The following is a 14,566-nucleotide window of genomic DNA, read 5'->3' on the forward strand; positions in this document are numbered from 1 at the left end:
AAATAAACAAGCTAAACTAAATTAGATATTCACACTTAAATTACTATGCAAAAGAAGTATTCGATTTTCTTTTTGGCAGGTCTTTTGACCTTTGGTGCTGTTAAAGCCCAAGAAAAAAAGATGGAAACCAACACTTTCTCTGTAGTTAAGGAGCTTCCTATAACTACCATTAAGGATCAAGGTAACTCTGGTACCTGTTGGTCTTATTCTACCCAAGGATTTCTTGAAGCGGAACTAATGCGTTTGGGAAAACCTGAATACGACCTCTCCGATATGTTCGTTGTAAGCCACTCTTATCGAGATAAGGCAGAGAAATATGTGCGTCTCCATGGTAAGCTCAATTTTGCACAGGGTGGTTCTTTCTACGATGTAATCTATGTGCTTAAGCACTATGGAGCAGTTCCAGAAGAGGTTATGGAAGGATTAAACTATGGCACCAAGCGCAATGCTCATAACGAAATGGAACAAGGAGCAAAGGGTTTCTTAGATGCTATTGTAAAGAACCCCAACAAGGAGCTTACTCCCGTTTGGAAGAAGGCTTTCAATGCTATTATTGATAGCTACTTAGGAGAGCTTCCTACTTCTTTCAATTATAAGGGTAAGAGCTATACTCCTGCTTCTTTTGCCAAGATGTTGGGCTTAAATGCAGATGACTATGTTTCTCTTACAAGCTATACGCACCATCCTTTTTATAGCAAGTTTGCTCTTGAAATAGAGGATAACTGGCGTTGGAGCGAGAGCTATAACTTGCCCGTAGATGAGCTTGTGAAGGTGATGTACAATGCTATTGACAAGGGCTATCCTATAGCATGGGGAGCAGATGTGAGCGAGGATGGTTTTAACCGTGATGGAATTGGCGTTTTAGCAGATGTAGAGGCTATAAATACTGCTGGTTCTGACCAAGCTCGTTGGATTGGTTTAAGCCACGCAGCACGTAGGCAGGAGATACTTCGCTTGATAAATACTCCCGATTGTCCAGAGATAGAGCCTACTCAAGAGTATCGTCAAAAGTGTTATGATAACTATACTCTGACAGATGACCACGGAATGGTTATTTATGGTATTGCTAAGAATCAAAATGGACGTCCATTCTTCATGGTGAAGAATTCATGGGGAGAAGCTGGTGCCTATAAGGGTATCTGGTATGTGAGTGAAAAGTACGTAGCAGGACGTACTATGAATATCGTCTTGCACAAGGATGCTCTTCCTAAGGAAATTGCTAAGAAGTTAGGCATTCGTTAAGCTAACGACTAATTTTTATTGCCGATATAGAGGCGAGGGTGTTAAACCCTTGCCTCTTTTTTGTATGGAGTTTTTCTGATACAATAGGCTGCTTATTGGTTCTTTGAAAGGATATTATTACAGATTGGGAATAAATTTTAGATCATTATCAACTATTGTAAGGTGAGAACTTCTCCTAAGAAAAAGTCCATATATTATTAATAAAGTAATCGAATATCCTATTGATATAATTACTATATATAGAACTATAGTAGATGCTTAATAGTAGTTTTCTTATAGTTAGATATAAAAAGCTATCTGTATATAGTAGTATGGATAGCTGTTTAGTACAGATAGTATTGAGATTTTATATCATAGTTATACATTAATAGTTATAACTAAAGGCTCTAAAAGGTATTACTATAAAATCATTTTCTAATTAATAAAGAAGAGTTTAATAGTTAGTATAAATCGTTTTAGTTATAAGAATTCTTCTATACATAGGCTGTGTATGTCCATACGCAGGTTATGTATGGCCATACGTAGGCTATGTATGTCCATACATAGGTTGCGTATGAAAGAATAGTTATGAATAAAGTACTATTTAATGAGAAGTATTCAACTTTATATAGGTTACTATTTTATAGAATACTTATAAGTAATAGGCTTTTGAGTTATATGTTTTTTCTTTTTTTATTATTGCATTTTCCTCTTTTAAAAATGAATATAATCCTCCCTTAGTGTGATTAAAGTTGTCGTTTTTCATCCTAACTAATAGGTAATTTCGCCTTTTTTTACATAAATAGGCTTGCTACAAGATTCTAAAGTTTTACCTTTGAACTCTATGAAAGAAACTATTAGGTCTTTTCCTCGTTATGCACTACTTCTGCTCATGGTAGTGTACGTTGGCTTTATAGTTTGTTTTACCCATATCCATATAATCAATGGCGTCATTATTTCTCATGTACATGTAGAGTTTCAAAAGGATAAAGAACGCTCTACCTCCGACGAGCCCCACTCGGCTAACGAGTTGGTTATGTATGGACAGCTTTCTTTCGTTGGGGTTCCTCTTTTAGAGGTAGCACCTTTTGAGATTAAAGAGCCTGCTACATGGATTAGAGTAACCAATGTTATAAGAAAATATTCTCGTGCTCTCTTTTCAGCCGCAAATTCTTTTTGTTATCTAAGAGCACCTCCTATACCTATTTACTCTTTCTAATAGAACGAAATACCAGCTCAAATCTTCTTTATATATATTGAGGAGATTCTCAAGAGAAAGTAGCTCTTTTACTAAAGGGATAGCTTGGTTGCTATCTTCTCTGGCTACTTATATATTGTAGAAAAAAGAAGCTTCTGGAGAGTTGCTCTAATACTCTCCAATCAAATAAAAGATTAGATAAAAGAAAAAATGAAACACATTAGTACTATTGGATTTATTATAATATTCCTACTTTCCTCCCTTGTAGCAAATGCTCAGAAGGTGGGCGGAAGCCTTACAGGAACCGTAGTCGATAAAACTACCAAAGAACCCATTGCCCATGTTCAAGTATTTGTCAAGGGTACTACCCTCGGAACAACCACAGATACCAACGGTAATTATACGCTGAAAAACATTCCTGCTGGTCAAAGAATCATAGTGGCAAAATTTGTAGGGTACTCTACTTGTGAGGAAAAACTTCATATCGAGAGTGGTGCAGCACGCCACTTAGACCTTTATTTAAATGAAGAGATTTTCTCACTGGGTGGAGTAGTAGTCTCTGCCAATCGAAATGAAACGCTGAGAAGACAAGCTCCCTCTTTGGTTACAGTGCTCTCTTCAGATCTTTTCCTGAAGACCAATTCGACCAACCTCACGCAAGGATTGCGCTTTCAACCTGGTTTGCGTGTAGAGGACAACTGTCAAAACTGTGGTTTCAATCAGGTGCGCATCAATGGTCTTGAAGGCTCTTACTCTCAGATACTCATCGACAGTCATCCTATATTTAGTGCTTTGGCTGGTGTATATGGTCTTGAGCAACTTCCTGCCAATATGGTAGAGAGAGTAGAGGTGGTGCGCGGAGGAGGTTCTGCTCTCTTCGGTTCTAATGCCGTGGGAGGAGTTATCAATGTTATAACCAAGGAACCCTCACGAAATTATGCAGAGATTAGTCATTCTACGATGACTTTCAATCGCGATAAAGGATTCGGCGCTTTCCAAAACACAACGCAGTTCAATGGTTCTGTATTGACAGAAGACCGCAAGGCGGGGATTATGATTTTTGGACAACACAACTATCGCCCTGGGCAAGATATAGATGGAGATAGTTTTACAGAACTTCCCAACCTTCGTAATAGATCTTTAGGCTTCCGCTCTTACTACAAAACAAGCCCCTATGGCAAACTTACACTCGAATACCACAGCATGCAGGAATATAGACGTGGAGGAGACCGATTAGATGCCCCTCCATTTGAGGCACGCATTGCAGAGTACCTACAACACTATATCAATGGAGGAAGTTTGCGCTATGACCAAAACTTTAGTGGAGGAAAAGATTTTATCTCTCTTTATCTCTCTGCACAAGATGTACAGAGACGAAGCTATTACGGCGGAGGAGACTATACTAAGGAACTTTTAGATCCATTGGTAAATAGTGCTTCAACAGATACCCCAGAGTACAAAGATGCTTTTGTTGCGCTGACTTCTTACGGAATTACTAAAGGAGTTGATATGCAATTAGGAGGTATGTATCGCCATACATTTGGAGAGAATTGGGACTTTACAGGAGGTATAGAATACACTAACGGAAAACTTGATGACAGAAGTGGTTATCGTCCTAAAAAAATTGAACAAAATACATTTACTTGGAGTCAGTACGACCAGTTGGAATATAAAACAGAGAAGTTTAGTGCTCTTATCGGAGGGCGTCTGGACTATGTTCGTCTTTTCCAAAATGGATCACGTTATATTGACCCTATTTTCAGCCTTAGCCCAAGAGCCAATGTACGCTATAATCCTATTAAAGACTTGAGTTTCCGTCTCTCTTATAGTGAAGGTTTCCGCGCTCCTCAGTATTTCGATGAGGATTTGCACGTTGAGTTGGCAGGGGGCACTCCTATTAGTCGTGTACTTGCCTCTAACCTGAAAGAGGAGCGTTCACGTAGCGTTAGTGCTTCTTTTGACTGGTATCACCGTGCAGACGAGTGGCAGTTCAACGTAATGGGAGAAGGGTTTACTACTTTTATTACCAATCAGTTCAAGCCTTCCGATAAAGAGGAGACTGTGGATGGAGAGGAAAGAACTATCCGTACCATTTACAATGACAAGGATGGCGTGGCAAAGGTATATGGTGTAAACCTCGAGGGGAGAATAGCCTATAATAACTTGTTTGACCTTCAGTTAGGAGGTACTTGGCAGAGAAGTATTTACGGAAGTATCTATACACCAATAGAAGAAGATGCTGGGACGGGACAGGCCGAGATTTCTGTAAAAGACTACTTACGTACCCCCAATTTGTATGGCTACTTCGTGGCTACTGTACGCCCTACAGAGCACTTTGCAATCAACCTTTCTGGTACTTTTACAGGAAAGATGAATATCGTACACGAGGCTTATGAGGGAGATATACCCGCCGAAAAGATTGGACCTGATGGAGCTTTTAATTTCATTTCAGATGATGGAGTACACTATAAAGGATTAGCAGAGGGGCATGCTGCTTTAGTGCAAACACCTTCTTTCTTTGATATTGATCTTAAGTTGAGCCATGACTTCCACCTCGGTTCTACAATGGTAATAGAGTTGAATGGAGGTATTCAAAACATCTTTAACAGCTACCAAAAAGACTTTGATAAGGGACCAGGACGTGCTTCCACTTATGTGTATGGTCCTATGCTACCAAGAAGAATTTTCATAGGAACAAAGATCAGCTTCTAATAAGTTTCTTCGATAGTCTCATTCGTTTTTTGAGAAGAAGACTATCGTTACTAATAAAGGGAACTCCTCGTTACAGGGAGTTCCTTTTTTTATACCAACATATCTCTGTCGGGAGGTATTAGGTAGCTCGTTGAATGCAAAGGGTAGTGTCCAAAAAATGTGTGGGAGTTTTTGCTCTCTATCTTTAGCACAGGAGCAGAAAAAGAGAAAACAAAAACTCCAATAGGCGAACTTTTCTCTATACAGAGGCTCTTTTAATATTTTTATCATGCCAACTTTTTTATTTTATCGTGTACTATTCTATATATTAAGATTGAATATACATATACGTAACTTGAATATATATAAACGTAGTCTAAATATATATATACGTAGATTGCAAATAGAGAATTGCGCGTGACAAAAATTATTTTTGCTCCTGTAAATTCTGTTTTCTGGAGAGCTTCAAAGAGTTAGCCTCTCTTATCGAATGGATAAGAGAGCAAAGGTCGATAGATGCGCCGCTCCCGCTTTTGCGGGAATGCAAAGCTTATCAAAGGGAGAGGAAAAATCTTTGGTGTGGGGACTCTTTTGGAATAAGCGTTTCATATACCAGAAAGCCATGTCTCTGCTATGAATGGATATTCTTAGAGAGAAACGGGAAATAAACAGAGCAGCCTCAATTAATAAGCTTTAAGTTAGAAAACTTCGTTGGCATACTTTTTGATGCATTTTTTGCGTATAGATGAAAAATGGTTTTTTTGGCTACAAAGGAGATTTGTTGTACATTTGTCCAAGCATTGAGGGGATAGCGTTCCTTTCATTCTCTTTCTATCTTGCTTGTTTTGCAATGGTAGCAGCATTCCATATATGGGGCTGACATGGCTTTGACAGCGTGACGAAGGGGTAGGTAAGCATGTAGTGAGTTGTTGCTCTCTCACTTGAATATCAAGCATCGAATTTTTTAGTTGGCGAAAATAATTACGCTCTCGCTGCCTAACCGAAGTATAGTAAGTTAGCTTGCTTAATCTGAGCCGATAGGTTCGGACGAGACGTTGCCCAAGACTCTTGCTCCGAAGTTCCTTGAGTAAGGCAACGCACGTATATCGGGGTTCAGCATCACTCTTTCCGTGAGGTGATTGACTGATTTTTATCATGGAATAAGGGTATCTCTTTGGTTGCCTTTCTCGTAGGAGTACCACGAAAATTTGAAGCAAGGCTAAACATGTAGAAAGCATATTCATTCCGCGTTTGGACGAGGGTTCAATTCCCTCCAGCTCCACAATAAACTCTGATTATTATATATGGGTTTATAAATTTAGTACACGAGAGTGTACACGAAAACGCCTCAAAATATTTGTTTTGAGGCATTTTTTATACAAAGAAAGAAGCCCGTACACCAAATGCACGGGCTTTATTTCTTAGGGGATTGTAGAGCTTTTTTTTGCTCTTTTTGCCTATTAGACGAAAAGAGTTAAGCCTGTAATAGTACCCGATAGCCATTTTATAATTTTTCACAGAACTTTTTCATATCCATCAAGCGATTTAACCAACCTTTTATGAAACGCTTGTATGTATGTTTTAAAAGCTCTGCTTCAGTTGCTTTACGCCCTATTTTTGCTTCATATCGAGAAATACTCGCAGCGGTAATCCGATTCAAAAACTTTACTCTTTCTTCGTAAATCGCTTCGAACAATTCGTCTGGATCTGCTGCATTAACTGCTGCTAAAGTTTTTCTCCCTACTATTCCATCGGGTACCATGCCGAGCAATTTTTGAGGGTTAGTGATACCATACCGTCCAGACCCCCATACCCAATCCACAAGAATATTGGCCACCTTTTGAGATTCAATAAAATCAGCTTTCCACTTGTCCCAATACATTGTTTTAAGAATCTTAATCCACTCAGCCTCCGCTAAAGACTTAAGCTTCTCAACGGTTGGGGGTGGAAGCGATTTTTGTTTACAATAGGCTCTAAGTGTACCCATGGTTACTCCCATGTTTGTTGCCCCTCCAGTATCGGCAGGGTCATTTACAAAACCACCTTCCCATTTCTTAATGTAGGGGGCTAATAACTCAACTTTTGCCATTTTTTTCTCCTTTTAGTTCACTTGATTTTTATTCTATAAACTCAATTACTTTTCTCAATGTTAGCTATACGTATTTTATGATATAGAATCAGCTTATTTTCCCTTTTATAATAGGTAATTCCAACTTTTGTAGATATCGTTTAGGTAAAACATACTCACAATAGGGTTTTTAATCTAACTTATTAACTTATATGTAGTGTTTCTTGTTGTTTTGATTTACATTGCATCGTTATAACTTCTACTCAAATATGAAGTTATAAAAATGTTTGTTTTTTTGCTTTTGTGGTTTTTGTTGTATTTCATTATTTAGGTAATTATAGTGGTAACACACAATACTACGTACTCTCCTTTTTGAGTGCTTTCATTGGGAGAGGAGGATAAAATCAAAAGAAAGGCGAGAGATTAAATATTTCTCGCTACTTTTGTCCTCGTAAAAGTGGAAATCGGGATGTAGCACAGTTGGTAGCGCGCCACGTTCGGGACGTGGAGGTCGGAAGTTCGAGTCTTCTTATCCCGACTCATTTTGTCTTAAGTTGGGGGAATAAAGACCCCTATATAAAAAACCGCAAATATCCATTATTACTGGTATTTGCGGGTTTTATTTTAGAAGTTGTCGGAAAAAGAAAAGTAGAGGACATATAGATGTATTTTACGAGGTTATGGTGCCTCCTCGATGCATAATATCCTAAAGATGTTTTCTCTCCTCAAGTCCTCACCGTTTTTAGAGATAAAGTTAGTGTGGGGATGTTTAGCCTCCTTTTATTGTAAAGGGAGCTCTATAATCATTTCTAAGATTCTTCTTCAAATAGTGTTGTATTCGCGTGCTCAATGAGATCTCTAATGGGATTCTCATATTTTCTCGGTAGCTTGGCCTCTTTATACATACGCTCGAGGTAACTCAGTCGGTGTGTGTCTGTTCCTACGAAGTCATAGTATTCCCCTTCCAACAATGATATTGCTCTTTTTTGTACGGCTTCTCCATAAGATCCACAGAGCGAGAATAGATTGAGTTGCATTGTACAACCACAATCTTTTATTTCGTCGTACTCTTTTTCCGATAGGTAGAGAAAACGCTCTGGATGTGCCAATACGGGACGGACGTTTTTTTTCCGTAAAAGAATAATTTTATTCATATAGTCGGGTATTCGCACTGCAAAAGACATCTCTATGAGCAGACTATTTGAGTTTCCCAATGTTAATAGAGGGGTTTTTATGTGGTCAGTAAAGAAAGAGTCCATCATATACTCTCCTCCGAGATAGAACTCGATGTGAGAGTAGTTTGCAAGACTTGGTAGCGTCTCCTCAAATTTCTTTCTGAGACTTGTAGAGTTATTTTCTGGAAACTTATTGTGTAAGTGTGGAGTAAATACAATTCTTTTGAATCCTATTTTACTCATCAAGTCAATGAGAGAGAGCGTTTCTTCCAAGTTCCTCGAGCCGTCATCTACTTCGGGTAGTAGATGACAATGCAATTCTGACATACCCTCAAGCCATCTTTCCTCGAAGATATTAACCTCTCGTTTTTGAAATAAAGTGCGCCAACCGATAGGCATTTTTATGTTCTCGTTTTTTTATTGTTGCTTGAAGTAGCTATTGTATTCAGAAGTATAGGATTGATAACCATAACTTCTACCCGAAATGTGTTGAGAGGCTCCTGCGTCGTTGAGGAGTAAGGCCATATTCTTGAAATATTTGTTCTTATACATCAAGTTGATCTCTTTTAATAGTGCCCTGGGTAAGTTCCCTTCTCTGACAACCATAATGTTTAAGTCTGCATGTTCTCCTATAATTTGGGCATCTGCCATATTTAGGAATGGAACTGTATCTATGACTATATAGTCATATTTTTTACGAAGATCTTGTATCAACTCTCCTAAACGAGGTGAAAGTAGCAAATCACTTGGATTAGGAGGTGCTTCCCCTGCTGGCATGAAGTCAAATATAATTTGCTTATTAAAGGGTACTATCACATCTTCAATAGATAATTCTTCTTTGTGTAGAAATTCTGATAATCCAAATTTTTGAACCGAAAGGCCTTTTCTTAATGTGGCTGTCATAGAACCTTTTCTAATATCTGCATCTATAAGAAGGACCTTGTTGGTTCCTCTCATACAAAGATTATGCGCAAGATTACCAGATACAAAGGTTTTCCCAGAGTTGGGCAAGGCTGAGGTTAGAGCTATTACTTTGCAAGCCTTTGCTGGCAACATGAAAGCCATATTACTTCTCAATACAGAGAATGATTCACTAACATAATCGCTCTCGAATAGTTGCCCTAAAAGCATGTTTGATCTGCGTTGATAGCGTTTCTTTTTAAGCCTTTTTTGTTGGCTTCTAAAGAGGTCTAAGAAGTTTTGAACGAGAATGTTTTGCTTCTTCTCCAAACGTGTTGAGTGGGGGATTTCTGCTAAAATAGGGATTTGAGGAGTGTACGTTTCTAAGTCTTTTCTTCCGCGTACCTTATTGTTGATTATAAATCGTAAATAAAGGTGCCCAGTAGGAATTAGAAGCCCCAGAACAAGGGCTGCAAGCATAATGATAGCTTTTTTGGGAGCTACGGGGGTGGACGATCCTACGGCGGGTTGGATGAGGCGGACGTCAGACTCTGCTCCTTCGATGCTTAGAGCATTTCTTTCTCTTGCATTCAAAAGGAATAGGTATAGTTCCTCTTTTATTTTTTGATTACGATATATAGAACTTATGATTCGTTCCTGCATTGGAACTGAAGATATTTTACTTTCGTTCTTGTTGGACTGTTTATTGATAGAGTTTAGCTTGATGTTGAGCGATTTTATATAATTATCTATCGATTTGATAATTGCTTTCTGCAGGGACTCTAATTGTTTTTGTTGAGTTTCAATGAGAGGATTAGTTTGACCAGACTCAGAGAGTAATCGCTCTCTGTAGAGATAGAGAGTATTATACTCATTGATTAAAGTATTTGAGGAGAGATCTTCCAAGCCAGAGCTTGCAGGTATAAGTCCGCCTGCCGTTGACGGATTCGTTAGGTGTTCTTTTATAAAACGTGCTATTGCGAGAGAGTTATTTATCTCGATAGTTTGTTTGGTTATTTCTTTAGAACTCTCTATGTAGATCTCGGCTTCGCTTTCTATGTTTGCTATTTGGTTGTTTTGTTTAAATCGCTCTATTTCATGGTCTACATCTCCTAATTCTTTGCTGATAATTGTAATGCGATCATTGATAAAGGCCTCTGTACTACGCGCAATTTTCAATTTTTCCAACCGAGATGTAGTGTCATGCTCGTTGATTAATGTATTAAGAAAATCCTCTGCTAAATGCGGATTCTCATCTCTAAAGCGGAGGTCTATTATAGAACTTCCTTTACTGCTTTGGGCTATAGTTAATCTTTTAGCTAAATCTGATATTATTTCTTCCCTGCTGCTTATGGTAATCTTTATTTCTTTATCCTCTACCTCAGTGGAGGGATTACCAGTTAGAACAAACGACCCAATAGGAGTTTCTATGGTTTCTCCAAAAAGAACTACACGATCTGAAAGGGGAGATGTTTTTGAAAAATCGCCTTTGAAGTGACTGAGACGGACTTTATCGCTCCCCTCAAAAGATAAAATAAAAGAACCTGAATGGTCTTCTGGAAACTCTAATAGAGTTAGATGTATGGGAGAGTCTTTATAGAGCTTCTTTGAACTTATTCCCTCTTTTCTTTGATAGTTTACTCTCAGATTGAGTCGGTTTACAACTTGAGAGAGCATATTATGCGTACGGAAGATGATGATTTCGTTCTCAATTTTATCCGTTCCCTTAAAACCAAGTTCAGCCCCAGATATTTTCATAATATCGGCAAGAGGCCCTGACATATTGGACTCTGTATTTATGAGTACACTGGCTGTTTTTTCGTAGCTGTTAGGGGTAGATTTAATATAAATGTAACCCCCAGCGAGAGCTATGATAAGCCAAAAAATAAAATAGTACCAGTTTTGTTGTAGTAAATAGAAAATATCCGAAAGGGATATCATATTCTCCTCGGGAATCTCCTGATGCTTCTCCATAATTACATCTGAGGAGTTACTGTATGGATTGCTGTTCATCTTTTTTCTATTTATTCTGAGAGTTACGGACTACGGTCATGATTAAGGTAGAGATAGAGGTTACACTACCGACTAAACTTACCCAAACTCCAACATTATTGTTTTGGTTGATGCCACCCATTTGTATTTTGGTTCTATTGGGATTGACTATGACTACATCGTTTTGAGCAAGATAGTAGCAAGGGGAGTTAAAAATCTCTTTAGAGCGTAAATCTTGTACAAAAACTTGACGCTCTCCGTTATGCTCTCTTATTACAATAACATTATCACGACGACCATATATAGTCATATCGCCAGCTAAACCAAGGGCATCAAAAAGGGTTATTCGTTCATTAGGAACAGAAAAGGAGCCTGGGCGGTTAACTTCTCCCAACACAGAAATCTTGAAGTTTTGGAATGTGGTTACGACAACGGGATCCTTTATATAGTTTCCTCTCATTATCTCGTTCTTTATTTTTTGAGAAAGCTGATAGGTTGTTAAGTCTATCACCGAGAGTTCGCCTAATATAGGGAAGTTAATAGTTCCTTTTGTCGAAACTAAATAGCCCTGCAAGTAGTAGCCTCCGACACTTTTTCTGTTTTCTCCCATGCTGGATACAATGTGGAGATTGAAAGGTGCTGCAAGTTCGTTGTTTTGAGCATTTACCGTAATTGATAGTAAATCTCCAGGTTGTATCTTAGGCTCGAAGAAGTTTAGATTATCCGACGAATTATTCTCAATATCTTGTACATAAAGTACTTCTTTGGCACTTTTACAAGAGGAAAAGATTATTGCACTAAAAAAAACAAGTACAATAAATGCAATAGACCCTTTTTTTTCCATTTCTCTGTTAGAGGATTGAGGTTTTTCTGTAAATAACGATGTTGAGGACATCATTGGTTTTGCTTGCAAAGGTAGTTCTTTTTAGAGGCTTTTTCTTATTTTTTTTCTCGCTTTCCTTTTTTTATCCAATTAATCCCTTTCTCGAGAATTGCTGGAGCCTTTTCTTCTTGTACGGCTGTAATACGAGGTTGGGCAACAGAACCAGGTATGTAATCATGACGAAACATATTGAGTAGAAGAAGAGCTAAAGAGAGTAGTAGAGGCCCGAAAATGATGCCCCAAAAGCCGAAGATGCTAAGCCCCAATATAACGCCAAACACAGTGATTAGCGGATGGATGTCAGCAAGTTTTTTCTGAAGAATAAAGCGTGCGAGATTATCTACACCACCAATGATAAGAAAACCATAGATTCCAAGCCCGATAGCCATAGGCCAGTTACCAGCTACGATTAAAGAGATGACTAAGGGGACCCATACAACCATAGTCCCCAACATAGGTATAATGGATGCGAATGCTGTTAGCACCCCATAGAATAGGGCAGCTTCGATACCAAATATCAAATACCCTACATAGGCAAAGGCTCCTTGTATAATTGCCAAAAGAGGTATGCCGATAGCATTGGCTACGATGATTCTTTTGGTTTCGTCAATAACGATTGCTTTGTTCTTTGAAGAGAAAGGGAGAAGCTCTTTTATGGCAGCTTCAAAACAGTCCTGCTCACAAAGCATAAAGAAAAGTATAAATAGTAGAACAACGCCATTTACAAAAAAGGAATAAACGCCCATTACCAATTTGGTCGTTACTCCTTGTCCCAATTTTGCGAGAGTGGGAAGTATTTGTTTCATAAAGATACCATCGCCTCGGCTTAGGTCTACACCTATTTTATCTCCGATGGCATCTAAAGTGGTTATGGATTGGTGGTAAATTTCGTTTATATCAATCTCTGTATTACTAAATACATCAATAAGCATAGATATAATGGCTCCGAGGGGAATTAAAAAGAAAAAAATTGCTTCTAGCAAAAGTAGCGTAGCCGCAATTCCTCGTTTAAATTTTTTCTTCTTGGTTAGCCAATTCATTTGTCCTCTTAAAAGAGAGAATATGGTAAGAGCTCCCAAAAAACCACTTGAATAGGTCCATGCCTCCTTCCCGAAAACGATAAATAGTAGTACCATGGGAGCCAATAGGGCTACAATAAAGAGTTTCTTATTTGTAGATTCGCTAATTCCTTTTAATCCTTCCATGAGGTGTATCTGTGTTTAGTGTTCTTTTAAAAGTTATTATTCTGCTTTATTCCCTTGAAAAGCATGTTTCATACCGCCTGAACAACAATCCATAGCGTGTAAGCTACGGCAAATGTGATGACAACAAGTGCTACTATTTTGTTGAAGACACGGATATTACCTATTGTGAAGGAGTCTCGAAGTCGTTTAACGCAGTAGGTGATAAAAGACCACCACGAGATGGCCCCTCCTGCAACGGATAGCATAGTGATGGTCAGTAAAAGCCACAAGTCGATAGGCTCTTCAAAGAGCGCGTAGCGTGAGAAAAATGTTATAAAAACAAATATAATCAGAGGGTTACCGATAGCGATAAGAAAAGATGAGCCCAGTATCTGCCACGGACCAGAGGCTTTTTGTGTCTCCTTTAGGTTGCGAGCTGGATTGGAGTAGTACATGTATATCCCCAAAATTAAGATTACCGACACTCCTATACCTTGGAATACGAGTTCGTATTTATCTACCCAATCCAGAATGTAGGTCATTCCTTTATAGGTGATTAAAAAGGTACTGATGGCGTAAAAAAGGTCAGCCACAGTAGCTCCTATACCTGTGAGCATACCTGCTTTTCTTCCATCGTGCAGCGTGCGGTGAACGCACAAAATGCCAACAGGTCCCATCGGAACGGAGATAAGGAGCCCAAGGAATAATCCTAAAAGTATGGTAGTTATTATCGTTTGCATGATAGACCGTCTTTATTTGTTGTACTTCACCCCTTGGGTGCAAAGATAGTGAATATGCAGATTCCTTTAGTAAGTGCAACATGGTTGCAAATGTACATCAACAAATTTCAGGAACATTCGGGAGCAAAATCTGTCTAAGGAGTTTATTTTTCTTACATACGAATAGAACATGCTCTATGTGTAGTATGAATTTTCTCTATGTGCGAATGGAACATGCTCTATATACAGGATACTGTCCTACAAAAGTGTGTAAGCCCCGTAGCTCTTAACTTTGTGGTAAAAAGTAAAAACAAACTAAGAACAATGGAGCTTACAGCATCACAAAAGTCGGCATTTATTTCGGAAATGCTATCATCAGAGTCAGGAATTAACGAGATTATTCGAGTGTTATTGAACACCTTCTCCAAACAAGAACGTGCTCTTTTTGTGGAGGAGCATAAAGGGGAACAGTGCAATGGTTTCCGTCCCCGTCGATGGCGAGGCTATGGATGTAGCTTTGAGCTTCGGATTCCAC

9 protein-coding genes, 1 tRNA gene, 1 other RNA gene and 1 pseudogene are annotated in these 14,566 nt (G+C 38.6%); 6 read left to right on the forward strand and 6 right to left on the reverse strand.

The genetic code is table 11. The features are described from left to right. The first annotated feature begins 45 nt into the window (after window positions 1-45). The 4 genes from B5D06_RS07930 to ssrA all read left to right on the forward strand — a co-directional run bounded on the left by B5D06_RS07930 (window position 46) and on the right by ssrA (window position 6,395). Window positions 46-1,242: a C1 family peptidase gene (locus B5D06_RS07930; protein WP_078737467.1), complete on the forward strand. Its 1,197-nt coding sequence runs from the start codon at window positions 46-48 to the stop codon at window positions 1,240-1,242. Window positions 1,243-2,065: 823 nt separating this feature from the next. Continuing rightward, complete coding sequence (locus tag B5D06_RS07935) at window positions 2,066-2,440, forward strand: hypothetical protein (protein WP_078737468.1); 375 nt, start codon at window positions 2,066-2,068, stop codon at window positions 2,438-2,440. A gap of 189 nt (window positions 2,441-2,629) precedes the next feature. Next, window positions 2,630-5,131: a TonB-dependent receptor gene (locus B5D06_RS07940; RefSeq protein WP_078737469.1), complete on the forward strand. Its 2,502-nt coding sequence runs from the start codon at window positions 2,630-2,632 to the stop codon at window positions 5,129-5,131. Window positions 5,132-5,982: 851 nt separating this feature from the next. Beyond that, window positions 5,983-6,395, forward strand: a transfer-messenger RNA (tmRNA) gene (gene ssrA, locus B5D06_RS07950). A gap of 219 nt (window positions 6,396-6,614) precedes the next feature. On the opposite strand, the gene B5D06_RS07955 is transcribed toward ssrA, so the two are convergent. Beyond that, window positions 6,615-7,199 carry a glycoside hydrolase family 108 protein gene (locus tag B5D06_RS07955; protein ID WP_078737471.1) on the reverse strand — a complete coding sequence of 195 codons (585 nt, stop codon included), beginning with the start codon at window positions 7,197-7,199 and terminating at the stop codon, window positions 6,615-6,617. Between the two features lie 444 nt (window positions 7,200-7,643). On the opposite strand from B5D06_RS07955, the gene B5D06_RS07960 reads away from it, so the two are divergent. Continuing rightward, window positions 7,644-7,716, forward strand: a tRNA-Pro gene (locus tag B5D06_RS07960). A 271-nt stretch (window positions 7,717-7,987) separates the two neighbouring features. On the opposite strand, the gene B5D06_RS07965 is transcribed toward B5D06_RS07960, so the two are convergent. The 5 genes from B5D06_RS07965 to B5D06_RS07985 all read right to left on the reverse strand — a co-directional run bounded on the left by B5D06_RS07965 (window position 7,988) and on the right by B5D06_RS07985 (window position 14,052). Continuing rightward, complete coding sequence (locus tag B5D06_RS07965; protein ID WP_078737472.1) at window positions 7,988-8,752, reverse strand: tyrosine-protein phosphatase; 765 nt, start codon at window positions 8,750-8,752, stop codon at window positions 7,988-7,990. A gap of 18 nt (window positions 8,753-8,770) precedes the next feature. After that, window positions 8,771-11,266, reverse strand: coding sequence for a GumC family protein (locus B5D06_RS07970; protein ID WP_078737473.1), 2,496 nt, complete (start codon window positions 11,264-11,266; stop codon window positions 8,771-8,773). A gap of 7 nt (window positions 11,267-11,273) precedes the next feature. Further along, window positions 11,274-12,089 (reverse strand): polysaccharide biosynthesis/export family protein, encoded by an 816-nt coding sequence (locus B5D06_RS07975; RefSeq protein ID WP_078737474.1) that lies wholly within the window; start codon window positions 12,087-12,089, stop codon window positions 11,274-11,276. Between the two features lie 95 nt (window positions 12,090-12,184). Beyond that, complete coding sequence (locus tag B5D06_RS07980) at window positions 12,185-13,333, reverse strand: AI-2E family transporter (protein WP_078737475.1); 1,149 nt, start codon at window positions 13,331-13,333, stop codon at window positions 12,185-12,187. 68 nt (window positions 13,334-13,401) lie between these two features. Then, a complete protein-coding gene (locus B5D06_RS07985; RefSeq protein ID WP_078737476.1) occupies window positions 13,402-14,052 on the reverse strand; it encodes a LysE family translocator in 651 nt (216 codons plus the stop codon). 303 nt (window positions 14,053-14,355) lie between these two features. Between B5D06_RS07985 and B5D06_RS07990 the strand changes: the two are divergent. After that, window positions 14,356-14,566 (forward strand): annotated as a pseudogene (locus B5D06_RS07990) (IS256 family transposase); the annotation flags it as partial.

Origin of the sequence: Porphyromonas circumdentaria (assembly GCF_900167105.1) — a bacterium.
Classification (GTDB): domain Bacteria; phylum Bacteroidota; class Bacteroidia; order Bacteroidales; family Porphyromonadaceae; genus Porphyromonas; species Porphyromonas circumdentaria.

Bases quoted from the DNA above. Each gene is read 5' to 3' on its own strand.
- B5D06_RS07955 (WP_078737471.1), bottom strand. From the start codon at position 7,199: ATGGCAAAAGTTGAGTTATTAGCCCCCTACATTAAGAAATGGGAAGGT.
- B5D06_RS07980 (WP_078737475.1), bottom strand. From the start codon at position 13,333: ATGGAAGGATTAAAAGGAATTAGCGAATCTACAAATAAGAAACTCTTT.
- B5D06_RS07975 (WP_078737474.1), bottom strand. From the start codon at position 12,089: ATGGAAAAAAAAGGGTCTATTGCATTTATTGTACTTGTTTTTTTTAGT.
- B5D06_RS07985 (WP_078737476.1), bottom strand. From the start codon at position 14,052: ATGCAAACGATAATAACTACCATACTTTTAGGATTATTCCTTGGGCTC.
- B5D06_RS07930 (WP_078737467.1), top strand. From the start codon at position 46: ATGCAAAAGAAGTATTCGATTTTCTTTTTGGCAGGTCTTTTGACCTTT.
- B5D06_RS07970 (WP_078737473.1), bottom strand. From the start codon at position 11,266: ATGAACAGCAATCCATACAGTAACTCCTCAGATGTAATTATGGAGAAG.
- B5D06_RS07965 (WP_078737472.1), bottom strand. From the start codon at position 8,752: ATGCCTATCGGTTGGCGCACTTTATTTCAAAAACGAGAGGTTAATATC.
- B5D06_RS07935 (WP_078737468.1), top strand. From the start codon at position 2,066: ATGAAAGAAACTATTAGGTCTTTTCCTCGTTATGCACTACTTCTGCTC.
- B5D06_RS07940 (WP_078737469.1), top strand. From the start codon at position 2,630: ATGAAACACATTAGTACTATTGGATTTATTATAATATTCCTACTTTCC.